This window comes from Baekduia alba (assembly GCF_028416635.1).
Classification (GTDB): Bacteria; Actinomycetota; Thermoleophilia; order Solirubrobacterales; family Solirubrobacteraceae; genus Baekduia; species Baekduia alba.
In genome coordinates, this window is sequence record NZ_CP114013.1 from 5,506,492 (window position 1) to 5,531,848 (window position 25,357).

Below are 25,357 nucleotides of genomic sequence, written 5' to 3' on the forward strand. Positions count from 1 at the left end.
CATACTCGGCGACGTCCATGGCGTCCCCCGCGCTGCTGTCCGTCCTCGCCGAGCCCACCCGGAAGCGGATCCTCGACCTGCTCCTGGAGCGCCCGCGCGCGGTCGGCGAGCTGGTGGAGGCGCTCAGCGACGTCAGCCAGCCGGCGACGTCCAAGCACCTCAAGGTGCTGCGCGAGGCCGGGCTCGTGCACGTCCACCCGGACGCCCAGCGCCGCGTCTACGCGCTGGCGCCCGGCGGGCCGCTGCAGGAGCTCGACGCGTGGCTGGCGCCCTATCGCCGCCTCTGGGACGGCCGGCTCGAAGCCCTCGAGCGCCACCTCGATGCCCACCCCGACACCAGGAGCCCTCGCCGATGACTGCCACCCTGCACCACGGCCCCGACCGCAGCACGCTGCGCTTCGAGCGCCGGCTGCGCCACGCGCCCGAGCGCGTCTGGCGCGCGATCACCGACCCCGACGAGCTGCGCGCGTGGTTCCCGGCCGACGTCGTCTACGAGCCGCGCGCCGGCGGGTCGATGCAGTTCGACTTCGGCGGCATGCACGGCCAGGACGTCTGGCCGGGCGAGGTGCTGGCGTTCGACCCGCCGCGGGTGTTCGCGTTCTTGTGGGGCACCGACGAGCTGCGCTTCGAGCTGACCGGTGACGGGGCGGCCACCACGCTCGTCTTCACCCACACCTTCGTCCACGAGCCCGGCAAGCCCGCCCGCGACGCCGCCGGCTGGGAGTCGTGCTGGGAGTCCTTCGACGCGCTGCTCGCCGGCCGCGACACGCTCGACCGCGCGGACATGAGCCGCTGGGCCCACCACCACGAGGCCTACCTGGCCATGTTCGGCGACCTCACGGTCGAGACCGACGACACCTGGCGCCGCATCCGCCTGCAGGGCCCGCCGCACGAGCTCGACGGCCGGACCGCGATCAACGTCACCGTGGGCGAGGAGGCCGACGCCGGCGTGCTGGTCGTCCGCGAGGCCGGCGCCGAGCTGGCGGGCGGCGCCGAGGTCGAGGTGCTCGCCGGCTCGGTCGACGAGCCGGGCGGCGTCGTCCTGGCCGGCGTGCTCCACGACCCGCTGGCCTAGGCCGTGCTGGTCGACCACGCGCCGGCGCCCATGCCCGCGCCGCGGGTGGCGGAGGTCGTCGGCCGCTCGGTGCGCGGGCGCGCGATCCGGATGGTGCGCCTCGGCGCGCGCGACGCGCCCGAGAGGATCCTCGTCGTCGGCTGCATCCACGGGACCGAGCGTGCCGGGCTGGCGCTCACGCGCGCGCTGCGGCGGGCGCTCGCCCCGCCGCCCGGCGTGCAGCTCCTGGTGGTCGACGCGATCAACCCGGACGGCTGCGCGCGCGGCACCCGCGGCAACGCCCACGGCGTCGACCTCAACCGCAACTTCCCGTGGGGGTGGCGCGCGCAGACCGGGATCTACGCGTCCGGCCCGCGGGCGGCGTCGGAGCCCGAGACGCGCGCGGCGACGGCCACGATCCTGCGCGAGCGTCCGCGGGTCACGATCTGGTTTCACCAGCACCTGGACCTCGTCGACGACACCCGCGGCTCCGACCCCGCCGTGATCCGGAGGTACGCCGCGGTCGCCCGCATGCGCGCGCGGCGCCTCGGGTCGCTGCCGGGAGCCGCCACGCGCTGGCAGAACCACGGGCTCGCCGGCACGTCGTCGTTCGTCGTCGAGCTGCCGGCCGGGACGCTCTCCCCGCGCGCCGTAAAGCGCCACGTCCAGGCGATCGCCGCGGTGGCGCGGCTCGTGAGCCTGAGATGAAGCGCGTCCAAAACGCTTGCGTTTGGTGAGTCGGGCCAAATAGGTTCTTTTCCGGCGCCTGTCGTGTCTCGGGCGCCGGTCCATCTGTCCCATGAGGGGAGAACCTCGTATGTCCCATGCCGTTCGCCGGCCGGTGCTCACCGCTGCCGTCGCCGCGTGCTCGCTCGCCATGGTCGGCGCGCCGACCGCAGGCGCGAAGACCAAGATCTCGAAGACCGACAAGGCCCAGAACACGGCCATCAAGAAGGTCGGCAAGGCCACCACGAAGGCCGGCAAGACCGCCAACAAGGCCGCGAAGGACGCCACCAAGGGCATCGCCGACGCCAAGACGGCGGCCGGCAAGGCCGACGGCGCGCAGGCCGGCGTCAACGCCGTCCTCGGCGGCGTCCCGCAGATCCTCGACGGCTTGAAGAAGCTGGCCGACGGCCTGACGCAGGCAGGCGCCGGCCTGACCAAGCTCGGCAGCGCGTTCGCGGCGGCTGAGTACGGGACGGTCAAGCTCCAGCTCGGCACGACCGACGTCCCCGGCGCGGTCTTCAACTCCAGCGACATCCCGGACGACGCGAACGCCGCGACGCTGACGGCAACGGCCATCGTGCCCGTGCCCAACGGCGCAACCGCCGTGCCGATCCGGCTGCTCGCAGGCGTCCGCTCGGGTGAGTCGGATGGCACGGGCGCCGCCAGCCCGGTCGCCTCGGCCGGCCTCGTGTCGATGACCGCCGCGGCCCAGTCGCCGGCCACGACGGTCGCGGGCGGCAACCCGGGCCTGGCAGGCGTGCCGCTGACCTCCAAGCCCAACGACGCTGCGGGCGGCGCGCCGGTCTACGCGATCCCGGACAAGGCGCCGCGTGTCGACGCGACGCCCAACCCGTTCTCGTTCCCGACGGACAAGACGATCGACTTGACCGACCCGGCGACGCTGCAGCCGTTCGCCGCGCCGGCCGGCCAGTTCACCGTCAGCAACGTGTCGGGGGCGACCGGCTTCGCCACCGTCACCTTCACCGTCCGGTTCAACGACCTCACGGCGTCAGCGGACGACGTGACGGCGTAGCTCAGTCGCAGTTGTAGGACTTCACGACGCGGTGGCCGCGGTTGCGGTCGCCGCGTCGTACTCCTTCTGGATGTTGGGGTACAGGACCTCGAGGTCGTCCGGCAGGGCGGCCTTGACCGCCTTGGAGACGTCGTCGGCGAGGACCTGCTCGGCGCCGGTGGCGAGCGCCTCGACCGTCTGGCGCGCGACCTCCTCGGGGGCGATCTTCGGGCCGGTCACGCTGGCGGCCATGTCGGTGTCGATGTAGCCGGCGTGCACGCCGACGACCTGCGTGCCCTGTGCGCGCAGCTGGGTGCGCAGCCCGTTGGTCAGCGACCACGCGGCCGCCTTGGTCGCCGAGTAGTTGCCGATCTGCGGGAAGGCGACGAACGACAGCGCCGACAGCATGTTGACGAGCGCGCCGCCGCCGTTGCGGGCCAGCACGGGCGCGAACGCGCGCGCCACGGCCAGCGTCCCGAAGTAGTTGACCTCGAACTCGGCGCGGTGGTCGGCGAGGTCGTCGCCGCCCAGCGGCGCCGCGCCGCGGCCGATGCCCGCGTTGTTGATGACGATGCTCACGTCGCCGAGCTCCTCGGCCAGCGCCTGCACCTGCGCGTGGTCGGTGACGTCGAGCGCGACCGGCACCACGTCGGGGTCGGTGACCGTGCCGGGGTCGCGCGCCCCGGCGTAGACCTTGGCGGCGCCCGCGTCGACGAGCGCGCGCGCGAACGCGCGCCCCAGCCCGCGATTGGCTCCGGTGACCAGCACGACCGCTCCCTCAACCTGCATGGCGTTGCGACCTCCGAGGAGTGAGTTGCATGACACGACTCACTCTAGCGCGTCAGCCGCAGCATTCTGCCCTTGATCGTCGTCGCGCCCTTGCCGTTGGCCGTGAACGTCGCGCTGACGCGATCGCTGACCCTCCGTCCACGGGCCAGCGACCGGCGCGCGCTGGGCGACGGCTTCAGCGTCACGCGCACGAGCTGGCCCTTGCGCACCTTCCGGGTGACCGACGTCCACTTCCCGCCCGCGCCGCGCACGACCATCCGCCCCGCGGCGGCGGAGCGGAGCGCGACGCTCACGCGCCCGCCGCCCAGCCGGGCCATGTGCACCATCTTGGGTGCGGGCGAGCACGGCGTGGCGAGGGCCGCCGTCGTCTTCTGCTGCTTGCCGTTGTGGCCCGTCGCCACCACGGCGGCCTTCTGAGCGCCGGCGCACACGTCCTTGCCCGACGTCACGACCAGGATCCCGTGCCTGCCCCCGTTCAACACCATGTGGAAGGAGGAGACGGCCGCGTCGGGGATCCCGGCGAACGTCGTGACCAGGCGCGACCGCTTGTCCACCGCCGTCGTCGCGCGCAGGTCCAGCGCGATGTCGCCACGCAAGGACACCAACAAGGTCGGCAGCGTCCGGATCCGCTGGCCCTTCGCGTTGAAGCGCACGCCCTTGACGAAGTAGACCTTGCCCTTCAGCTCGCTGGGCAGCAGCGGCGTCCGCGCGGTCGCCGTCCCGATCGCCGACTTCTCCGGGCAGACGCCCTTCAGCCCGTCGTCGTATTCGCACAGCGTCTCGGCGTTGTCGGGGTCGAGCGCGAACGTCAGCGGCAGCGTCACCTCGACGCTCTTGATGTTCGCCTGCCCCGCGGGCTGCGTGACGGTCGCGTCGACGCCGGGGTGCTTCCCGTCGCGCGTCTGCGTCGCGCCGGTCAGCGCGATCGCCGTCTTGGGCGCGAAGGCCAGCGCCCCGCAGTCGGTCGGCTGCAACGGCGCGTTGCGCAGCAGGTTCGCGCCGCCGGTCGACGTCAGCGACCCTGCGATCTGCAATAGCCCGCAGCTCGTCGGGTTGCGCATCGTGTCCGGCCGGTCGATCGTCACCGTCACGCTGCGCACGTTGAGCGGGATGCCGTCCAGGATCGTCGGCAGCGGATCGCTGAGCACGCGCACGTGCGCGTCGTCGCGGTCCAGCTGGATCGACGCCCGGACCACGACCACGCCCAGGTCGAACGGCCCCGCCACCGCCGGCACGACGATCGACAGCCCGTAGGGGCCGCCGCCGTAGGGCCCGGTCAGGTACGCGCGGCCGCCGAGCGCGAACGGCGCCGCGCCCGCGCCCGACGCTACCGCGACCGAGCCGATCCGCGACGTCTCCGGGCAGGTGCCGGCCGCGGCGCGCGCGGCGTCGCACAGCGGGATCCCGGCCGGCTTGGCCAGCAGGCCGGGCGGCAGCGACACGTCGATGCGCGACAGCGGCTGGTCGCCTTCGCCGCGCGCGATCGTCGTGCTGAACGACGGGCTCGCGCCCGCCTTGGTCGACGACACGCCTGCGGCGAACGTCGGCGCGAACGGCGCGCCGCAGCCCTCGTCGACGGTCAGCGGCGCGGTCGCCGTCGCCGTCTGCCCGCTCCACGCGGTGAAGCGCGCCGACGCGTCCGACGTCCCGCACGCGGGCGGGTTGACGAGCGTCGCGCGGTCGCCGCCGCGCAGCGCGACCCGGACCAGGCTGACCGGGATCTGCGGGTTGTTCACGAAGCTCGCCGTCAGCTGCCCGGTGGCCGGGTCGGCCTTCACGTTGCCGACCAGGCGGACCGAGACGCCGTACCGCGGCGCGTCCGCTACCAGGAACATGCGGTACTCGTCACCCGAGAGCGGATCCCCTCCCGCTCAGCGTCCCCGCCGGCAGCACCGGCGTCTCGATCTGCAGGGTCCCGATCGCCGACGCCGCCGGGCACGTGACGGGGCGCATCGTGCCCTTGCCGAGCTGGTCGTCGGTGCACGCCTCCAGCCCCGTCGCCGCCGACGGGTTGAGCGCCATGCCCGCCGGCATCGTCACGTGCGCGTCGCGCAGCGTCGCGGTGTTGGGATGATCCTTGCCGTTCGGGCTCTGTGGCAGCGTCACGTCGATCGTCACGCCCGCCGGCGCGCCCGCGCGCCGCGTGTCGGTCGCGACCTTGACGCCGGGCGCGAAGGGCAGCTGGTCGCACCCGACCGCGCCGACCGGCGTCGTCGTGTCGTAGCGCAGGAAGACGCCGGGCTGCTGATGGGAGTCCACCCCGAGGTGCGTCACCTGCGGCCCATCGCACCCGCTCGGCATCGTGATGAACGTCCCGTCGCCCGCGCGGCCGTCGAACACCAGGCGCGTCTCGACGAGCGGGATCGCGTCGGTGATGTCGCGGATGTCGAACGACTCGTGGTAGTCGGAGTCCCACGCGACGCCGCCGTCGAGGTAGATCTCCCCGCCGACCAGCGGGACCGTCATGCCGAAGCGCGCAGGCATCCCCTGCGGCTGCTCCATGTTGTAGACGGTGGTGCTGATCGGGACCTGGACGCCGCCCGAGATCGCGGTGATGTAGTTGGTGCCGACCGCGGACGCCGCCGGGCACGCGGCGGCCTCGAGCTGCGCGGTCGCGCACTTCGGCGTCGCCTCCGGGTTGACGCTCAACCCGACCGGCAGGTCGACGCGCACGTCCTTGACGTTGCCGTCCGGCGCCTGCAGCAACCCGGTCGTGTTGAACTTGAAGTCGGTGATGCCCCACGGCGGATGGCCCGCCGCCTGGCGGTAGAAGAGGTCCGGGGTGTCGCGCGAGCACTGGCCGTTGGGCTCGACGTTCTGGGTGCACGTGCCGGCGTCGAACTTCGACACGCCGAAGTCGGCCCACGCCGCACCGGGCGCCACGCCGCTCAGGCCAACCACCATCGTCGCGGCGAGCAACGCGCCACGTCCACACAGCATCTTCATGAGTTCCCCTCCTGCCGAGCCGGCGCTCTCCGCCGCCAGCCCCGTGTTACCCAGAAATCAGGACGTTCGCACACAACCTCGTGTTCGCGCGCCGCTTGACGCAGAGGAAGATGATGGGACGATGACGACCGCCCTAGTCCGCGGGCCCGCCGAGCCCGGGCTGCTGCACCAGACCATCGGCGTGCACCTGCGCGACATCGCGCGGCGGCACGCCGATCGCGACGCGCTGGTCAGCCGCCACCAGGGCATCCGGCTGACCTACGCGCAGCTCGACGTCGAGGTCGACCGCGTCGCGCAGGCCCTGCTCGCCTACGGGATCGGCAAGGGCGAGCGCATCGGCGTGTGGAGCCCGAACTGCGCCGAATGGACGCTGCTGCAGTTCGCGACCGCGCGCATCGGCGCCATCCTGGTGAACATCAACCCCGCCTACCGCACGAGCGAGCTGGCCTACGCCTTGAGCCAGTCGGGCGCGCGGCTGCTGTTCGCGCCGCCGACGTTCAAGTCCTCCAACTACTTCGAGATGATCGAGGCCGTCGACGCCGACGTGCCCGCGCTGGAGCGCGTGGTGTGGATCGGCGACCAGGCCTGGAACGACTTCCTGGCCACCGGCAAGAAGGTCACGCACCACACCGTGCTCGACCGCGAGTCCTCACTGGACCCGACCGACCCCATCAACATCCAGTACACGAGCGGGACGACCGGCGCGCCCAAGGGCGCGACGCTGAGCCACCTCAACATCCTCAACAACGGCTTCCTGGTCGGCGAGGGCTGCCGCTACACCGAGGCCGACCGCGTCTGCATCCCGGTCCCGTTCTACCACTGCTTCGGCATGGTCATGGGCAACCTCGGCGCGGTGACCCACGGCGCGTGCATGGTGATCCCGGCGCCGTCCTTCGACGCGGGCGCGACGCTCGAGGCGGTCGCGGCCGAGCACTGCACGTCGCTCTACGGCGTCCCGACGATGTTCATCGCCGAGCTCGAGCACCCGGACTTCGCGTCGTTCGACCTGTCCTCGCTGCGCACCGGGATCATGGCGGGCTCGCCGTGCCCGGTCGAGGTCATGAAGCGCGTGATCGAGGACATGCACATGAGCGAGGTGACCATCTGCTACGGGATGACCGAGACCTCGCCGGTGTCCACGCAGACGGCCGCCGACGACCCGCTCGACAAGCGTGTCGGCACCGTCGGCCGCGTGCACCCACACCTCGAGATCAAGATCGCCGACCCGGCGACGGGCGAGACCTGCGCGGTCGGCGAGACTGGCGAGCTGTGCACCAAGGGCTACAGCGTCATGTTGGGGTACTGGGACGACGCCGAGCGCACGAGCGAGGTCCTGATCGACGGCTGGATGCACACCGGCGACCTCGCGACGATCGACGACGACGGCTACGTCAACATCGTCGGCCGGATCAAGGACATGATCATCCGCGGCGGGGAGAACGTGTACCCGCGCGAGCTGGAGGAGTTCCTCTACGGCCACCCCGACGTCGCCGACGTGCAGGTCATCGGCGTGCCCGACGAGCGCTACGGCGAGGAGCTGATGGCCTGGATCATCCCGCGCGCCGGCGTCGAGCTCGACGGCGAGGCGGTCCGCGAGTACTGCCGCGACAAGATCGCGCACTTCAAGGTCCCGCGCTATGTGAAGGTCGTGGACGCGTTCCCGATGACCGTCACCGGGAAGGTCCAGAAGTTCAAGCTGCGCGAGGCGGCGATCGCCGAACTGGGGCTCGGGGCGGTGGCGGGGATCAGGACGGCGTAGGCGGCGGCGCCGCCGTGTCGCCGTTGGCGGCGGCGGTGGCGGTGGCGGCGGTGGCGGTGGCGGTGGTGGTCTCCGCCAGCCTGGCCTGCGCCTCCTCGCGCGTCGCGGCGACGCGGAGGCTGCGGTCGACGTGGGTGATCTTGACGAGATCCGCGGCGGCCGTGCCCTCCGGCGCGACGAGCGCGAGCCCGCGGCCCTGGCGGCCCAGACGCTGGTCGGCCTGGACGATCACACCGAGCGCGCTGGAGTCGATGAACGACACCGCGGACAGGTCGAGGATGACGTCGGACGCCGTCACACCGGCGCCCACCTCCTCGCTCAGGCGTTGGCCGAGCGTGCGCGACGCATGGAGATCGAGCTCTCCGGTGAGGATCGTGACGGCAGGCGGCTGCTTCATGGCGCTGAGGTAATTGCCCAGGAAACGGGTCCCTCAAGCCTATGAATGTCGCGCGCAGACGCATAGGCGCGCGCGTGCGCGCGCGAGCAGGTCCCGACGACCTTCTCAGGTCGCCGGGCCCACGCCTCCAAGTCCGCATCCCGGCGACCCCTTCCGCGTCGGGTCGCCGGGAGCGTGCAGCTCGACCATCGAGCGAGCCGCGGTGCAGGTGGGCTCGCCTTCCGCAGCGCGCGAGCCCAGCCCTGCTGAATCCTTCCCGCGCCATCCTGGGGCCCCAAACGGGTCCTGCGCGTTCGGGATTCGTTATGTCTCGAAGGTACACACTGGCGGCTCTCAAGCGCAAGTCCATACCTGCCAACTCGGCAAGTCCTCGTCACGCAGTCGGACGCGAGCCGTCAAGGGAAACCATGCCGGTTGGCAATGCTCATCGATCATACAGGCGAGAGAGTCATCAAGTGGACGGCGATGCCGTCTTCAGACACGGGTCGAAGGCTTGCGCGCGGAGGCGCACGCGGCGCCGGTCGTTGGGCGTCCGATGGGCCTTTCGCCGACCCGATGAGGGACCCGTCGCCGCGACCGCCCGAGGCAGGACCGCCGGGCTGCCAGCGCCCCGTCACCTGGGCACCCCCGTCGAGCCGCCAGGTGGCGTTCCGGCAGCAAGCACCAGTCGGCGGTGGCGTGGCGGATCAAGCCCCGTGTACAGGTGGGCCGGGCGAGGCGCTCGCGACGGTGACCGTCGCGAGAAGCCGTTATCCCGGTCCATGGGCGGGCGTACCGGGCGACGCGGTAGGTCAGCGAAGGCCAGCGACGCGGCCGGCCTGCGTCGGCCTCTGAGCAGCTGCCAGAGCGACGGCGCGCTCCCAGACGGCCTCCCAGCGTTCAACGTTCCTGGCGATGTCCTGCGACTTCCCCCACTTTTCGCCGCGGCGGCGCAACTGCGACCGCTTGAACTTCGAGGCGGCGAGGGCGACGAGCGTGTCCTCCCACGCGTCGTCCCCGACTGCCAAGCCGCCCTGCTTCGGTCCGAGGTCGGCGTAGGGTCCGCGGGCCGAGGCCATCCATGGGACACCAGCGGCCGCGTACTCCTTGACCTTGACGTCTGAGCGCGTGTAGGCCATCGGAATGTCCGCTAGCGGCGCGAGGCCGATGTCGAACGCACGGACGACTCTCCCGAGGTCATGATGCGGGACGTATCGGTGATGCACGTACCGGTTGCCGTCGAGCTCTAGACGAATCCCGATGGTCACGACCCGCACGTGAGGGCATCGCTGCATCACGCGTCGAAGCACCTCGGTGATCCTCAAGCGTTTGGCGTCGGCCGCGTGCTCAGCGGCCGCGCACCAACCGATGACGACGCCCTCCTTGTTCCGCGGGCCGTCCACGAACTGGATCGGCGAAAGATAATTTGGGACGACTTCGATCGGGCAGTCGCATTCGCAGGCCCAGCGACTCGCGAGACCTTGTGACGTCGTGGTGAGGATGTGCGCACGACGCATCATGTGGGTCTGACCGCGGAAATCCAACTCGCCTTTCGCGCCGCCGATCGCCTTGTACGTCTCCGCCTCCTTCGGCGCTAGGCGGATGTCATCGTCGTTGTCGTAAGTGATCGCAACGCCACGGGCACGGAGGTCGTCGACGCACTTGATGACGCCCCGATCGGCCCGGCGGTAGACGTGGACCACGTCGCAGCTGAACAACTGGTCGTAGCGCAGTTTGCGCCTGAGGTCGTACTCGAGCATCTGGACCTGATGGCCTCCGCGCGCGCGCAATGCCTCCGCCGGCCAAACTGCTCGATAGTTCGCGTTGGGCACTTCCGTGGTGTACACGACCCCAACTCTCACTCCCCACCTCCTCGGACACGATCCGCCATCACGATGCTAGACGTGCTGAATAGGTGAGGGCAACGACCACGCGAACGCCAGCGCTGCCAATTCGGCAGACCTAGGCTGGAGCGGCGCCGCCACCAGCAACGGGTGGCTCCGCGCTCCACGGGAAGTCGATCCAACGGTCGGTCTGGCGCCAGACGTAGTCGCACTTGACGATCGAGTGGGGCTTCTCATACAGCACCGCCGTGCGAACCTCGGCGACCTTGCCACTGCAAAAGCCCTGAACCACTTCGAGGGTGCGCCCAGTGTCGGCCACGTCGTCAACGATCAACATCTTGCTGTCGCCAAGATCGACGAGCTCGGGCGCAGGCGGGAGCACCATCGGGACATCGAGACGCTGGTCGACGTCGGTGTAGAACTCGACGTTCATCGCGCACGAGTTCTTGACGCCAAGCGCATAGGCGACCGCGCCACCAGGAAGAAGCCCGCCCCGCGCGATCGCAAGCACGATGTCGGGCTGCCAGCCGCTGTCAGCAACAGCCTGCGCCAGATGGCGCGACGCCTCGCCGAGATGCGTCCACGTCATGACCTCGCGTGGCCGCGAGTCGGTGGTCTTGTCCAGCGCGTGCGAGGCCTCCATGTCACCAGCGTAGCCCTCTCGTCGATCTAGCGCAGACCGTTGACAAGCAGGCAAGTCTATGCCGATCGGACCCAGGATCGTTTGCGACAACACCGTTGCATGCGCGATCCTCGAAGCATGCGGATCGGAGCGATGTTCGAGCCAACAGCAGCTGCCTACTACCGCGGGGTATACCCGCTGGAGGCGATGGAGCGTCGCGGCCACGAGATCGTGTGGCCGCACGACGACAGCGGTGATCCGAAGCTCGACGAACTCGAAGCATGCGACGCCGTCTTTGTGTTCCGTCGCAGCGAGGATCATCTCCGGCGCTCCCTGAAGCGCCTGTCCGAGCGCGGAGTCGCCATCGTCTGGGACACCGATGACGACCTGTCCGCGATCCCAAAGCATAGTCCTACATACAAGAACGTCGGCGCGCTAAAGGGCCAGCGGCGCTTCGCAGACACTGTCCGTATGGCGCGGACAGCGGACGTGATGACCACGACCACCGACACGATCCGGGCGAAGTACGAGCGCAACGGCGTAACCAACATCGCGGTCATCGAGAACTGCCTCAATCGCCGCAGCTGGCGCCGATCACAACGTCACTCGGGCATCGTCATCGGGTGGATCGCCGGCGTGGAGCACACCGAAGACCTGGTGCAGCTCAGATTGCGTGATGTGTTGGCGAACGTCGTGTCCGCGCATCCGAATGTCCGCGTCGAGAGCGTCGGTGTGGATATTGGGCTCCCGGAGCGCTACACGCGCCAGCCGGTCGCGCACTTCGACGATCTTCCGAAGCACATGGCCCGCTACGACATCGGGCTCGCCCCACTCTGCGACATCTTGTTCAACAACGCCCGATCGAACATCAAGCTCAAGGAGTACGCAGCGTCTGGTGTCGCGTGGCTCGCTTCGCCCCGGAAGCCGTACCAAGGGTTCGGCGAGAAGCATGGGGGCTTACTCGTAGAAGATTGCGATTGGGAGCAGGCAATCGAGCGACTTGTCCGCGATAAGAAGTTGCGCAAGAAGCTGGGGCGCAACGGCAAGGCCTGGGCGTTGTCGCAGACGATCGACGCGGCGGCCGACCAGTGGGAACAGGTCTTTGAGACCGCTGTGAAGCGCGCGACCCTCGCGCGCTCCGCCGCCGTTTAGACGTACGTTCCAGTACGACGTGCTCCACGGTCCGGGCCTCCGGGGCTCGTGGAGAAGGCGTCTCAGCACATCACGAGCGGACGTCTACGAGGTGATGACACGGGGACCTCGGAACGCCGCTGCTAAGCGCGACGGCTTCGGGCGAGTCACGGCGGACGGCCTTCCGAGCAGCGACAGGGGCGCCCTTTCGGGCGCCCCTGTTGTCCTGCGTTGATCGCCATTCGCTCGGACCCTTAGGAGAGCCGGGCGGTGGTCGATCCGACTGCTAGTGGACGCTCGCCTGCGTGGCGGCGCGATCGCCCTGCTTGAACCCACCGGTCAGGGTGGCGCTGTTCCTACCAGCGGCGGAGGGCAGGCCCTCCTTGAGGTTCACGGCGGCGGTGATCAGGATCTTGTCCAGCGGCAGGTAGCCACAGTTGCTGGCTGCCGGCACGGAGAACGCGTTGTCGACCAACTTGACACCCGTGGCGGTCACGACGGTGCCATCGGGCGTGCTGCTCGTCAGCCCCGAGCTGCCCCTGATCGGCGTCGTGCCGGCCGGGGGAGTGGTGAGGCCAGTGGTCAGCTTGAACGTGACCGGGCTCGACGACGAGCCGATGTAGCAGCTCGGGCCCAGGAACGGGTTCTCGAGGTGGATCCGGACCGGCAGCTGAACGGTCGAGCCCTCCTCGATGAGGTAGTTGAAGTAGTCGAACTTGACTGGACCGACGAGCTCAGCCGTTGCGTACACGTCGTTCGCCGCGGCGACCGCGTTGTTGAACGCGTCGATGAGGAAGCCGGACCAGCCCCCGGTGCTCACGAGGCCGAGAAGGCCACCCGGAACCTTGAGCGGGGTCTTGACCAGCGTGTCGGCGCCGACCGCGTTGAACCACGTCGTCGTCAAGTCATCGTTCAGCGAGAAGCCGCCCTGAAGCACGACGGGCGTGGACGAGGTGACCGGCACGTTTGCGTTACCCAACTGGAACGCCCCACCCGTGGAGGTGGACACCAGGCACGACTGGACCGCGGTGTTCGTGTACGGGCAGTACTTGAACGGGGCGTACACGCCCGTCGGCGCGGCCGCCATTGCCGACGACGAAGCGGCGAGCACGCCAATGGCGACTGCTGCCGTCACGAGCGGCTTTACGGACATCTTGATCCGCATAGAACCCTCCTGTTGATTAGTGCAACCGAATCGCGGGCGCAGGAGACCGAGCGACCATTCAGGCCAGTCCGTCTCAAGTTCTCTCCCCACGGACCGGCGTGGTGCTCCGCGCGTGACCTTCGCGCTTACCGGTCCGTCAGATCATACCTGCACTTGTTTCCCGTAGTCAATAGACACACTAGTGTTTTGGTGTGGTCGATAAACCACAAAGGGGCACCATGCGGTGCCCCTTCGGGTTTGAGCGATGCCGGGCCGGATGTCAGCGCCGGACGGTCACCAACTTCTTGACATTGACGACCTTGCCGCCGCGCGGACGATAGCCCACCGTCAGCGTCAATCGGATCGTGCCGTGACGCTTCAGCGTCGCTCGCGCCTTCGGCGTGAGTCTCGCGGAAATCGACGCTTCGTCGGCGGCCTTCAAGGTGCGCGAAGCCTTGCTGATCATCCCGGAGCCGCTCAGCGTGAGCTTTCCGGCGCCGAGGTTCGCGACGCGCAGCGTGACGGCGCTTGACGTGGCCTTCGTCTTCGTGACTGTGGGCTTGCAGCCATCGACCTTGACCTGCGTTGTCGAGACCTCGACCTGGCCGTTTTGCCCAGTGAAGCGGCTGTCGATCGTCTTGTCGCGATCGCATGTTCCCGGGCGGCCCGAAACCACGATGATTCCGTGCTTACCGCCGTTGATCTTGAGGCTGAACTGCGAGATCGGTGCGTCCGGGATGTCACGGAACGTGGTCACAAGGCGCTTGATCGCGTCGACGTTGGAATCCGCGTTGACGTCGATGGTCACCCCATCGCCCGACAGTGGGATCCAAAGCTTCGGCAAGGTCGCGATGACGCGGCCTGACGGACTCTTCCGCGTACCCTCGACGAAATACACCGGCCCGCTGAGCGGGTGCGGCAGCACAGACACCGCCGTGGCGGTTCCGACGATCGAGGCCTTCGGGCACGCCAGGGCCGCCCGCTGCGCGGGCTTGCACAGCGCCTGTGCGTTGTCCGGGTCGAGCGCAACGGAGAGCGGGAGCTTCACCTCCGCCCTCGCGAGATTCGCGCCGCCCTGAACGTCTGTGAGCTTGGCCGTGATCCCCGGATGAGTGCCGTCGGTCGTGGAGCGCTTGCCGGTGAACTGAAGCGCGAGCTTCTGCCGCAGGTCGAGATCGCCGCAACCGCCGATCTTGAACAGCGCGACCTGCTGGCTTGTGGCGCCTCCCAACGCCCCGAAGCTCCCGAACACACCCGAGGGCTTGCAGCTCGTCGGGTTGAACATGAACTTGGGTCGGTCGATCGAGAGGCTGACTTGCCGCAGCCGCAGCGGGATGCCTTGGATGATCGTCGGCAACGGATCCGACTTGACCGTCACGTGGGCATCGGTTCGGTCGACGTAGATGCCAGCCCGAACGACGACAACGCCGAGGTCGAACGGCCCTGCCTGACCGGCCGTTGGGACGGCGATCGAGAGGCCGAACGGCGCGTCCTTGTAGGGACCGGTCAAATACACGCGGCCCGTGAGCGCCAGCGGCTGAGCTCCAGGACCGGCCAGGGTCGATACGGTTCCGACGGCGCTGTTTGCCGGGCATGCACCGGTCACAGCCGGGCCGGCGCCGCATTGCGTGACCGAGCCGATCCGAGCGAGCATGCCAGCTGGCAGCACAGCATCGATCGACGACAGGTAAGGCGTGCGATCAGCGCGGGTGAGCGTGAACACGAACGGCGAGTCCTGGCCGGCGAGCGGGTTCGTCATCCCCGCGGTGAAGGACGGGGCGAACGCCGGGCTGTCACAGCCCTGGTCGATCGCCATCGGCGTGTCGAGAGCGACCACGTTGTCCGACGCCCAAGAGGTAATCTCGGTACGCGTCGTGTAGTTACCGCAGCTCGGGGGTGTCGCCAGCGGCGCCTGCGAACCGCCTTGCAGGCTCACGCGCATGTGAGAGAACGGCAGCTGCGGCGTGTTGTCGAACGTCGCGGTCAGCTGACCGGTCACCTGGTCCAGATCGACGCGACCCGGCAGCTTCAGGTAGAAGCCGGGTCCCTTCGCGGCGATGTACATCGCGATCAGCGAGCGGAACGGGTTGTCGGTCTGCGTAGCGAGAATGATGTCGCCGTGCAATGGATCAGGCAACAGCGGCGTGTCGATGGTGACGCTGCCGATCTTGGCCGAGTCGGGACACGCAGGGGCATCGTTGGTTCCGAGGCCGATCTGCGTTGGCGTGCATGCGCCGAGTCCAGCGGCGGACGACGGGGAGACGGACATCCCCTTTGGGAATGCGATCGCCACCTTGCGCACATGGGCTGTAGCCAAGCCATCGGGGGCGGCGGCTTGCGGCACGTCGATGTCGACGTTGAGCCCAGTGGGTGCGTCAGCCGTGTGGGAGAGCGGCTGAACGTTGACGGAAGGATCGAACCCGACACGCTCGCAACCGTCGATCATGAAGGGGGTCCCGTCGAGATCGGACGAGAGCACGCGGGTATCAAACGCGCCAGGGTGCTCCCAGCTGTCACCCCGCATCGTGAACGACATCGGGGTGCCTGGGCACGACGTCGGAAGGCTCAAGAACGGCAGCCGCGGCTGGCTCGTGGACACCGCTTGCTGACCGTCCACCTCAGGCGCGCCACGAGGCTGACGATCGAAGTCGTGCGCCGGATCGGCGGGCACGCCCCAGAGGTGCAGTGTCACCGCCTGGATCGCGACCGCCTGGGAGATGCTGAAGCTCCCCGACGAGATGCCGTAGTCACCAGGGCGCACACGTGCATCGATGACGGCCACGGTGCCGAGGTAGAAGAACCCGAACCGCGCCGGGACGTTCGGGCCGTGAGCGATGTTGTAGACGCCGACCCGCAGCGGCTGCGGTCCGCTGGGCCCGCCGATCTCGAGGTCAGCGACACCGATCTGCGCGTCTACTGGGCAATTGGGGAAGGCCTGCCCGGGGTTGGCGAGCTCCGTCGGTGAGCATGTCGGGAACGGTGTCGGATCGCCCACCAGTCCGAGAGGCAGATCGACGTCGACCGACCGCACGGCCTCCGGGGGCCCGGGGATCGCTTCGCCGTCGTGGACGGTCGTGGTGTCCAGCGGCAGAGAGAACTTGACCGCAAGGTCGGGGTGCGAACCCGCCTGACGGTCGAATGTCCCGTCGAGATTCGAGAGCGAAACGCCGGCTTGCTCGAACTGGAAGTTCGCTCGCGCCACGCTGGCTGCTGCCATCGAGAACAGCACGAGGGCCAGAAGAGCGGAGAGGAGGACGAACCGGCCGCGACGCACGGTGAACATCATGTTGGTCATGGTCATCGCCTACTTGCCGAGGGTCCGGGAGATCTTGGAGACCGAGGTGCCCCACCCGCCGGCGAGCGAGATGCGCGCAGACACCTTGAAGCTGCGATGCGCGCGCCGAAGGGAACGAGCCTTCTTGCTCAATGGCACGACCAGTCGGTAACTACCGGCTTTCGCCGCGTTCCGGACGGTGCTCGTCAGCCGTGAGCCACTCACGCGCACCCGCCCTCGCTGGGAGACCCGGACAGTGATGTGCATGGCCTTGGAAGTGAACGAGACCGTCGCGACCGAGACACGAGCCTTCGTCTGGTTGGTGCGGCTCTTGGTCGATGCCGCTGATTGCGCCGGCCCTGGTGCGGGGGCGCTGCTCACCGGCCCCGGGGTTGGCTCGACGCACTCGCTCTTCGCACACGCCGCACGCGGCGCGGGCGACTGCCCGGGGAACCCGCCGCCAAGACGTGCGTCATAGACATCGTCGGCTTGGTCCTGATCCTGGCCGACCAGCGATTCAGCCGTTGTGAAGAAGATGTCGTCGCCGCTCGTGGACGCGTCGGCGAACCGTGCGGCGAACTGACCGGTGCCGGGGGAGATCAGCGTCGTCTTCCCGTCGCGATATGCATAGACGTCCCGCGCGCCGTTGTTATCTCTCGTAATGAGGGACGTCGGCGTGTCAAAGAACAGTTCCCCGTCGTCGGTCAACGGTTGGGGAATCCGGTTGCTGACGTTGCGATCGACGATTGGCAGAGACGCGTCCACTCCGGACCCACCGCCCGGCGGGCACGACACGCAGGTGAGCAGGTCTGCGTCCGCGTCGTAAAGGTAGACCTCAGACCCCGACCCGCCGTATGCCAGGTACCGTCCGCTCGGGCTGGCGAAGACACCGGGGCCCGGATGGGCGGACGAGACCGTCTGGAGGACGCCGCCGCGCCAGACGACCGTGTTGGTGCCATCGTCGAAGTACACCGTCTGACCATCGTCGCTGACAGCCATGACGTAGAACGGCTCCGGGTTCGCGGGAATCGTCCCAATGAACCGGAGCTCATTGGTGACCGCGTCGTACTGGTAGATGTTGCGGAGATCGGTGACCGTCGGCGCGTCAGATGTGAGGCGCCCGGAGGTGAACACCGCGTAGCGTCCGTCGCGACTTACGCCCGACAGGAGCGCTGCTTGCGGCGTCGCTGGCCCGCCGAGGATATGCGACACCGAGACGGCCGTCGTTCCGCTCGTCGTACGGACGTACACGCCACCATCAGCCCCATCGAGGGTGAAGTACATGCGCGACCCGTCGTCCGCGACCATCCGTTGAGCGCCAGACACCCCCTGGATGGCGATGCCGCTCGTGGGCACGGCCCCGCTGGGAAGCTTTGACTCGAGCTGCAGCCCGCGACCCGCGTCCCAGCGATACAGCGCCCGACTCGGGACGCCCGGAAGCAGCGGCACCTGCGACGCGAACACAAGCCAGCTGAAATCCGATGCTCCAGCAATGAACATGTTTGCTCGATTGATGCCGCTCATGACGTTGTACGCCGAAGGCACGTTGCTCGAACCGACGAACGTGTAGGCGCGCGACTTCACGTCGACCGCGTAGAGGTTGCCCACCCCTTCGGTGCCGCCGTCGGCGAGCTTGCGGTTGCTGACCACCATCGTGTGCGTGAAGTCCTTGGACACCGCCAAGGTGACCGAGGACGCGGTCTCGCGACCGACGTTGAGTGGCGGGTCCAGCGCGACCCAGGGGTCCCAGTCGGCAGCGCCGCGCATGCTGAAGAAGCGGGTGAACTGTGCCGCGCTCGGAGCGTTCGAGGGCGCAGAGGCGGTCATGTACTCGATGGCGGTGCCGTCGGCCTTGGCCTGGAACCCGAACGTCGTGTTCAGTGAAGCGCCGAGCTTGTCGACCGGGGTGACCTGCTCGTAGCCGAGATGCGGGTTAGGGCTGTCCGCGGGGTCGGTCGTGAAGGTCGCGTCTGCACCAGCGGCCACGCCGGCTGAGTTCCGAGCGACTAGGCGGTAGTGGTACGTCGTCCCCGGGCGAAGGCCGCTGATGGGACGGCTGAACGTGCGCGGCGTCCGACCCTTGCCTGCGATCGCCTCTGCGCCTTGCGGAGCGCTGGTGCCGTACTCGGTCGTGGTGCCGTACTCGAAGTGATACGTCGTCTGGTCCCCGATCGTGTCAATAAGGCCGTAGAGCATGGCGCTGGCCTGTGTGATCTCCTTCGCGGCACCGGTCGTCACGGCCGGTGGCACGACCGCCGTGCTGAACGACGTGGTCGCGGACGTGTTGTTCGTCAAGGAGTTCTCGGCGTAGGACCGCACGAGGTAGGCCGCATTCGGCTGGAGACCGGTGAAGTCGTCTTCGATGGCCTCCTCGCCGTTGCTGGTTAGCCCCGGGTGGTCGGGGCCGCGCTGCCAAGGGTTTGCCGGATCGTTCGGGTCAGACATCGGGAAGCTTGCGCAATCGGTGCTTGCCGGGCAGTACTCGAGACGAGCTGTGGTCGACTCTCCGCCGGGCGCAACGACCCCGCGGACATGGACGCTCGTCGTCTCGATGTTCGACACGACCGGTGCGTCGAGCCCCGCCTGCACACCCGTACGGAACATGAAGACCTGGCTCGTCGTGCCGTCGTCGGTCTGCAGGTAGATGCGTCCGGTGGCCGGATCGATCGCCAAGCCATGGTTCGCACCCGTAGCCGTCGCGGGGAGATGAACCGTGAATGTCGGGACGCCGGTCGACGTGAAGCCCTCGAGCTTGGCGTTGGCGGTCCCGATGTCCTCGACGACGACGACGGCACCTGTAGCAGGGTCCACCGCGACGCCCTGCGGCCCGCCGGTGATGGGAAGCGACCCCTGAGCGACGCCAGAAGAATCGAACAACTCGACGGTCGAGTCGAGCAGCGGCGTTCGGTCGTCGACGACGTACGTCGTACCCCCAGGACTCACCGCGATGTTGCGCGGGTGGCGAAAGGTCCCGTGATCGGAGTCGGAGCCGTTGAAGGACGAGAGCAGGGTCCCGCTCGCCGAGAAGCGGAAGACTCGACCGACCGACGGGTCGGAGATCAGCAGGTCGTGCGTGGTCCCGTCGACGGCCATGCCGCCCCCGGTCCACTCGCTGATCGCGGGATCCACCGCGAAGCTCGGGTCGCTCGTGTAGGTCGGCACCGGCGCGCCGTCGGAAGTGAACTTCGCCACGCCTCCGCCGAAGGCGTCGCTGACGTACACGGTCCCGTCTGTTGGGTCGACAGCCGCGTACATCGAGAGGCTGCCGCTGTTGAGCGTCGTCAGGAACGTGCCGCCCAAGGTGACGTCCGGCGCAAACACCTGCGCACGGACCCCGTACTCATCGGCGACGATGAGGTTGCCCGTGCCGGGCTCGACGGCAATGCCCGTCGACACGGGTTGGCCGTTTGCCACGAGATCGGCGCTGCCGAAGCTCGCCTGGAAGCCGTATGACGTGCCGGGCGTCGCCGCGTCTGCGTACGTGGCGAGCACCAGCATCGCGCAGACCGTTGCCAGTCCCTGCAGCCAGACGCGAACCCACGGAGTTGCGAACCCGGTACAGCTAGACATACGACTCCTACTCCTCCTCGACGACCCATGCTTCCGCCGGACATCGAGGGGCGGAGGCCGATGGCGACTATAGTCATACGTGTTTCCCAGAGTCAAGGATGTTTTCCGAGGACCTTGACGCGGGCAGCAGTGCCCGAGCAGCGCCGCGCCGCAACGCGCGTGGCCCGCCTCCGATAGAAGACGGGCCACGCTTCCAACATGTGCTGCTACGGAGCGTGGACGTCGCCCACGCAGCGAGCGGCTACGGCTGCCTGATGGACGGCGGGCTCGCGCTGGTGGTCGAGAACGAGAACGCGCTCAGCGTGGCCGTGCCCGTGCCCAACGCGGGCGGGCAGGTCCTGCCGGGGGCGTTGCCGACGGCCATGCTCGCCGTGGCCCTCACCCCGAGGACGCCCTGCGTACCCGGGTTGGTGTACGTCGCACCGGGCCTACCGGTGATCGAGCAGACGTCCCCCGTGCCATTCACAGCGCCCACTCCAGCGAGGCACGCCGTGTTCAGCGTGATGTCGCCGGTCGTCACGCCACCGGTGAAGCTCAGGGCGTTGAGGGAGTAGCTGCTGCAGTACGCGTGCCACGGCGTGCCGCCGATCCTGCAGCCCGTGAACGAGACGCCGCCGTTAGCAGCGCTGAGCCACGTCGGGCCGGCGTTGCTCAGGGCGGTGACCGCGCCAGTGGCGTTGCCACCAGAGCAGGCCAGGGTGTTCGACCCGACGCTCAGGGTGCCGGACGTGCCCGTAGCGGTGAACGCTGCGGTGCTGCTCGCGCTCCAGGTCGACGCGCTCGCGACCCCGGACATCGCCGCGAACAGCGACATCAGGCCGACGACAAGCGTGACGATCCGTGTGATCTTGCTCATCTCTCTCTCCTACTGTTTGTCCGAAGCGTTCAACGCCTCGAAACGTTGATACGACGCTTTCAAGCGCCGCACATCGACTCTTCCTCGTACACGCCCGAGAGGGCATGCACGCACTTCGGGATCCCTCGGCCTCGAGCTATGTCTCGGCCTCCGCAAGGAGCGTGCGGCACGCCCCGGGCCGCCCCGACCAACCTCCTGCAGGGTGGTGCGGCTCCGTCAGGGAATCTCACACAGATGCCGCCGCACTCCCAGAGCCAGGCGGCAAGCATCTGCCAGCCGGCAGGGGTCGGCTCGGGAGCGCGCGTCCGTCACCGACGGCACGGCCGATCCGCCCGCGCTCGTGCGAGCGCGGCCCTCGACGGTCAGGCGGCGACGCGCGCCATCACGGATCCGAGAGGGACGGGCCGGCACGCGACGTAGGGGCGATGCTGACGGCTGACAGCGAGCCCGTCCCCGCTGCCCAGAGCCGTGGGCGCGTGATGCCCGTCGCGTTTTGGGCGGACATGCCCGAGGTCTCCTGGGCGTGCCCGCGTTTACCGTGGGTATAAGTGGTGGCCAGAGTGCTAGCGACCCTGCACTGGTCGGCTGTGCGGTTCCATGTACCCGATCCCGCCAGGCAACGCGGCCGCGGTTGAACGTCGTCACGTCCACCCGCGGGCGACGCACTCCTCAAGGAACGGCCGGGGCGCTGGGCGTGTTCCACGTTGAAGTCGCCGGTGATGACCCCCGACGCCGTGACGTCCGTCCTGTCCTGGCGTTGAGCCTACGGCGAGACGGGGTGCCGTGAACGCCGTGTCTCCGCTATTCCCACATTGTGACACCGCCGTTCAGCTGGCGGCGACGAACGACATGAGACCGACGGCGAGCACCACGAGACCTGGTGAGCTTCCTCCTACCTGCTTGAGGGGCGCGGCCGCGCCCGAACGGGCATGCCGCAGCTTGACCTGCGCACGGCGTGATCGAGCCCAGGGCCGCTGCCTTCGTCAGGCGCGCACCGCATTTGACTGGCCGGGCTGGTACCGAGGAGCTTCGGTGTGGCGCACGAAGGCGCGATGCCGGCGTGCAACGGCACGCCGACATCGCTCGATTTCAGCGGCTCATGGCTGCCTTATGATCGCCCCGGCCAGGAGGTTCCTCAGCATGGTCCTCGCCAGAGTGGCCGCCCCCAAGCCAAGTGACGCTGGACACGCTCCGGGTGGGTTGTTGGCCACTGTCACCCTCGAGTCCCTCGTCGCGAAGCTCCCAGGGTCGGTCATCGTCGGATTCACGTAGGTCGCGTCGAGCGTGCCGTCGATCCTGCAGAGATCATTCGTGCCATTGGTGGCACCCGGCCCGGCGAAGCACCTGATCCGGATCTGGACGATGACCGAAATGGGCGGCACGCCCATCTGGACGCCGTCGACATCGACCGATGGACAATAGAAGTGCCACGGGACTCCGGCGATCCTCACGCCCGCACACCTGAGACTCCCGGTCATCGCGGAGACCCATGTAGGACCGGCGTCCGACAGCCCGGCCGTGAGGGGCATAGTGCACCCCGACCACGCCATGGTGTTGGCCCCTAGGGTCAATGTCCCGGGGCCACTCGTAGCGGTAAACGCCGTCGCGCCGGTGTTGTGCCAGGTCGACGCCGAGGCCGACACCGCAGTGACCGACAAGACCACCGCAAGCGCAGCGACCGCGATGACGGCCACGCGCGTCAGACTGCTGGGCATAGCGCCCTCCTTCTGTAAGAAGACAAACAAGGCCGGGCCCGGTGAGCAACTCTGATCTGTCTGCGTCGCACAGCGCAACAGCCAGGCGGCATAGCTAGGCAGCACGCCGCCGTCCGGGGCTAATGGCTCGACACCCAACCGGGCGCTCACGGCGTGTCGATCCCTGGGCGGCGCACCCAGCCCGCGGGACGAGGGCGAACGCAGCAACGGATGATGGAGGCCACGCGCGTAAACGCTGCTGCTCGGCCGAACGGCATCCTGCCGGTCGTTCGGCAGCTCGCCGATGCCAAGTTGGAGCCAACCGTGAGCGTCCCTGATCCGCCGCTCCACGACGATCCATTGCTGCGCCAGATCGAGGCCGAAGCGGAAGCCGACGCGAACGACATCCTTCGATGAGAAGAGACCGTGTTGCGCCCCGTGAGCGATGCCGCGCGCCTTTGTCGCGGTCGCTAGCGCCAGGCGGCAGGTCGGCCGCCCGTCAGATCCACAGGCCACCTGCACACCCACCTGCTAACCCATAGGCATCACCCAGTCCCGCCCCCTCGCCAACCGCAACTACCGCCTCTACTTCAGCGGCCAGCTGATCTCCGTCCCCGGCACATGGCTGCAGACCGTCGCCCAGGCGTGGCTTGTCCTCCAGCTCACGCCGTCCGGCTCCGCCCTCGGAATCACCGTCGCCCTGCAGGCGCTCCCGGTCCTGATCCTCGGCCCCTGGGCCGGCGCGCTCGCCGACCGATCCGACAAGCGCAAGCTGCTGCTCGGGACGCAGGCCGCCCAAGGGGCGCTGGCCCTGACGCTCGGAGCGGCAACGCTCGCACACCAAGCCACGCTCCCCATGGTCTGGGTCCTCGCCCTCGGCCTCGGCCTCGCGCGCGCGATCGATGTCCCTACGCGCCAGACGTTCGTCTCCGAGCTCGTCGACCGGGACGCCCTCCCGAGAGCGATCTCGATCAACTCCACCGTCGCCGCCGCCGCGCGCATGGTCGGGCCCGCCGGCGCTGGACTCCTCATCGCCGCGCTCGGCACCGGCGCGTGCTTCCTGATCAACGGCGCGTCGTTCCTCGCGCCGCTGGCCGGTCTCACCCTCATGGACACGTCGAGGCTTCACCGGCCCACGACGCCGCCCCCGCGCACGCCGAAGGCGGTGCGCGCCGGGCTGACCTACGTCAACTCGCGCGCCGACCTCCTGATCCCGCTGATCATGATGGCCTTGGTCGGGACGCTGGCCTACGAGTTCCAGGTCACGATCCCGCTCATCGCGCACGACACGTTCCACCTCGGCGCCACCGGCTTCGGCCTCCTGTACGCCGCGATGGGCGCCGGGTCGGTCGTGTCCGGCCTCACGATCGCGGGCCGGGTCGCCCCGAGGGTCAAGACGATCGCCCAGGCGGCGCTCGTCTTCGGCGCCGCGCTGGCCGCGGCCGCGCTCAGCCCGTCTCCGCTCACCGCCGCGCTCTGCCTCAGCGTCGCGGGCGCGGCCAGCGTCGTGTTCTCCTCCACCACGAACTCGACGCTGCAGCTGCGCGCCGAGCCCGCGATGCGGGGTCGCGTGGTGGCCCTCTACATCGTCGCCTTCATGGGATCGACCCCGATCGGAGGGCCGCTGGTGGGAGCCATAGGCCAGCTGTCAGGGCCTCGTGCGGCCCTCGCGAGCGGCGCGGTCGGGTGCTTCGTGGCGGCCGCACTTGCCGCTGCTTACGGCGTTCGGTCGCATGGCACCTCGAAATTGCGTCCCGCCCGCCTGGCAGCGCCGGAGCCCACGCGAGCCACCCAGTAGGGCCAACCGCTCGAATTGCCCTTTTCGCTGAGCATCTCCGTGCGTTAGCGTCGGCACCATGGGTGGAGACCACAACGAGGTCGCGCGGCGGCATGCCAGCCGGCAGGCGTCGCATCGACCGACGCCGGGTACCGGAGTCTGTGCCACCGTCCGACGGCCGCGCGCGAGACACCTGAACCCTCGCTGTCACGGACGTCTCTGCACCGGGATCAAGTGCGCTGACGGGTTTGCACACGTTTTCGTGTCTCACCGCTCAAGATCAGGCAAACTAGTCCCCGACGATCGGACACACCCGTAAGTTCGGGGCCACGCGGAAGACAGGAGATTGCGTGATGGATGCAAAGATGCAGCTCGCCGCAAACCTTCGCCGGCTGCGCAAGGAGCGTTGCTGGTCACAGGAGATGCTGGCGCACTTCGCGGGTCTGCACCCGACCGAAGTGAGCCGCCTGGAGCGCGGCTTGCGCGAGCCTCGCCTGCGGACGGTCATGCAGGTCGCGGCTGCGCTGAGGGTGCCGGTTCAGGACTTGATCGCGCCGGCGGAGTCGGCGCCCGAGCCCGAGCCCGTCATCTAGAGGGTCCCGTAGGTCCTCGCCGGCAGGTGGTCACGCCGGCACCGTAGCTCTCGTCCCCAGCCCTGCACATGTTCGTCGGCGCACGGAAGCCTGCACAGCCCGTGCAGCTTCCTCGATCCCGGAAGCGGAGCGTCGATGTACCGGGAGGACATGCCGCAGGGCAGGGGGTCGAGCGCGCCGTTCGGGGCAC

20 protein-coding genes are annotated in these 25,357 nt (G+C 68.9%); 9 read left to right on the plus strand and 11 right to left on the minus strand.

The genetic code is table 11. The features are described from left to right. Positions 1-17: 17 nt before the first annotated feature. From DSM104299_RS27505 to DSM104299_RS27520, 4 genes are all read left to right on the plus strand, one after another. Entirely contained in the window at positions 18-356 is a 339-nt protein-coding gene (locus DSM104299_RS27505) for an ArsR/SmtB family transcription factor (RefSeq protein ID WP_272474871.1), read from the plus strand. Beyond that, positions 353-1,075 carry an SRPBCC family protein gene (locus DSM104299_RS27510; RefSeq protein ID WP_272474872.1) on the plus strand — a complete coding sequence of 241 codons (723 nt, stop codon included), beginning with the start codon at positions 353-355 and terminating at the stop codon, positions 1,073-1,075. Before DSM104299_RS27505 ends, DSM104299_RS27510 begins: the two co-directional genes overlap by 4 nt. A 3-nt stretch (positions 1,076-1,078) precedes the next feature. Further along, positions 1,079-1,762 (plus strand): DUF2817 domain-containing protein, encoded by a 684-nt coding sequence (locus tag DSM104299_RS27515; RefSeq protein WP_272474873.1) that lies wholly within the window; start codon positions 1,079-1,081, stop codon positions 1,760-1,762. 109 nt (positions 1,763-1,871) lie between these two features. Further along, positions 1,872-2,813 carry a hypothetical protein gene (locus DSM104299_RS27520; RefSeq protein ID WP_272474874.1) on the plus strand — a complete coding sequence of 314 codons (942 nt, stop codon included), beginning with the start codon at positions 1,872-1,874 and terminating at the stop codon, positions 2,811-2,813. Between the two features lie 21 nt (positions 2,814-2,834). On the opposite strand, the gene DSM104299_RS27525 is transcribed toward DSM104299_RS27520, so the two are convergent. The 3 genes from DSM104299_RS27525 to DSM104299_RS27535 are packed head-to-tail and all read right to left on the minus strand — an operon-like array spanning position 2,835 to position 6,527. Next, entirely contained in the window at positions 2,835-3,581 is a 747-nt protein-coding gene (locus DSM104299_RS27525; protein ID WP_272474875.1) for an SDR family oxidoreductase, read from the minus strand. Positions 3,582-3,625: 44 nt separating this feature from the next. Then, positions 3,626-5,416, minus strand: coding sequence for a hypothetical protein (locus tag DSM104299_RS27530; RefSeq protein ID WP_272474876.1), 1,791 nt, complete (start codon positions 5,414-5,416; stop codon positions 3,626-3,628). 10 nt (positions 5,417-5,426) lie between these two features. Beyond that, complete coding sequence (locus DSM104299_RS27535; RefSeq protein WP_272474877.1) at positions 5,427-6,527, minus strand: hypothetical protein; 1,101 nt, start codon at positions 6,525-6,527, stop codon at positions 5,427-5,429. Between the two features lie 121 nt (positions 6,528-6,648). Between DSM104299_RS27535 and DSM104299_RS27540 the strand changes: the two genes are divergently transcribed. Next, the gene (locus DSM104299_RS27540; RefSeq protein ID WP_272474878.1) at positions 6,649-8,286 is read left to right on the plus strand and encodes an AMP-binding protein; all 1,638 of its coding nucleotides are present in this window, start codon (positions 6,649-6,651) and stop codon (positions 8,284-8,286) included. Here DSM104299_RS27540 and DSM104299_RS27545 read toward each other — a convergent pair. The 3 genes from DSM104299_RS27545 to DSM104299_RS27555 form a co-directional block, all read right to left on the minus strand. Further along, positions 8,273-8,683, minus strand: a complete 411-nt coding sequence (locus tag DSM104299_RS27545; protein ID WP_272474879.1) for an STAS domain-containing protein — start codon at positions 8,681-8,683, stop codon at positions 8,273-8,275. The two genes, DSM104299_RS27540 and DSM104299_RS27545, sit on opposite strands and share 14 nt — an antisense overlap. Before the next feature lie 791 nt (positions 8,684-9,474). After that, the gene (locus DSM104299_RS27550) at positions 9,475-10,509 is read right to left on the minus strand and encodes a glycosyltransferase family protein (RefSeq protein ID WP_272474880.1); all 1,035 of its coding nucleotides are present in this window, start codon (positions 10,507-10,509) and stop codon (positions 9,475-9,477) included. Positions 10,510-10,624: 115 nt separating this feature from the next. Further along, positions 10,625-11,149 (minus strand): phosphoribosyltransferase, encoded by a 525-nt coding sequence (locus DSM104299_RS27555; RefSeq protein ID WP_272474881.1) that lies wholly within the window; start codon positions 11,147-11,149, stop codon positions 10,625-10,627. 117 nt (positions 11,150-11,266) lie between these two features. Between DSM104299_RS27555 and DSM104299_RS27560 the strand changes: the two genes are divergently transcribed. Continuing rightward, positions 11,267-12,280, plus strand: a complete 1,014-nt coding sequence (locus DSM104299_RS27560; RefSeq protein ID WP_272474882.1) for a glycosyltransferase family protein — start codon at positions 11,267-11,269, stop codon at positions 12,278-12,280. Between the two features lie 265 nt (positions 12,281-12,545). On the opposite strand, the gene DSM104299_RS27565 is transcribed toward DSM104299_RS27560, so the two are convergent. The 5 genes from DSM104299_RS27565 to DSM104299_RS27585 all read right to left on the minus strand — a co-directional run bounded on the left by DSM104299_RS27565 (position 12,546) and on the right by DSM104299_RS27585 (position 22,797). Further along, positions 12,546-13,424: a hypothetical protein gene (locus tag DSM104299_RS27565; protein WP_272474883.1), complete on the minus strand. Its 879-nt coding sequence runs from the start codon at positions 13,422-13,424 to the stop codon at positions 12,546-12,548. Positions 13,425-13,683: 259 nt separating this feature from the next. Next, positions 13,684-16,698 carry a hypothetical protein gene (locus tag DSM104299_RS27570; RefSeq protein WP_272474884.1) on the minus strand — a complete coding sequence of 1,005 codons (3,015 nt, stop codon included), beginning with the start codon at positions 16,696-16,698 and terminating at the stop codon, positions 13,684-13,686. A 9-nt stretch (positions 16,699-16,707) separates the two neighbouring features. Next, positions 16,708-20,175, minus strand: coding sequence for an NHL repeat-containing protein (locus DSM104299_RS27575; protein WP_272474885.1), 3,468 nt, complete (start codon positions 20,173-20,175; stop codon positions 16,708-16,710). Positions 20,176-20,488: 313 nt separating this feature from the next. Then, positions 20,489-21,103: a hypothetical protein gene (locus DSM104299_RS27580; protein ID WP_272474886.1), complete on the minus strand. Its 615-nt coding sequence runs from the start codon at positions 21,101-21,103 to the stop codon at positions 20,489-20,491. 1,097 nt (positions 21,104-22,200) lie between these two features. Next, complete coding sequence (locus DSM104299_RS27585) at positions 22,201-22,797, minus strand: hypothetical protein (protein ID WP_272474887.1); 597 nt, start codon at positions 22,795-22,797, stop codon at positions 22,201-22,203. Between the two features lie 231 nt (positions 22,798-23,028). On the opposite strand from DSM104299_RS27585, the gene DSM104299_RS27590 reads away from it, so the two are divergent. The 3 genes from DSM104299_RS27590 to DSM104299_RS27600 all read left to right on the plus strand — a co-directional run bounded on the left by DSM104299_RS27590 (position 23,029) and on the right by DSM104299_RS27600 (position 25,167). Beyond that, entirely contained in the window at positions 23,029-23,214 is a 186-nt protein-coding gene (locus DSM104299_RS27590) for a hypothetical protein (protein WP_272474888.1), read from the plus strand. A 127-nt stretch (positions 23,215-23,341) separates the two neighbouring features. Further along, positions 23,342-24,595 carry an MFS transporter gene (locus DSM104299_RS27595; protein WP_272478116.1) on the plus strand — a complete coding sequence of 418 codons (1,254 nt, stop codon included), beginning with the start codon at positions 23,342-23,344 and terminating at the stop codon, positions 24,593-24,595. Positions 24,596-24,927: 332 nt separating this feature from the next. Continuing rightward, positions 24,928-25,167: a helix-turn-helix domain-containing protein gene (locus DSM104299_RS27600; protein WP_272474889.1), complete on the plus strand. Its 240-nt coding sequence runs from the start codon at positions 24,928-24,930 to the stop codon at positions 25,165-25,167. Positions 25,168-25,357 lie beyond the last annotated feature (190 nt).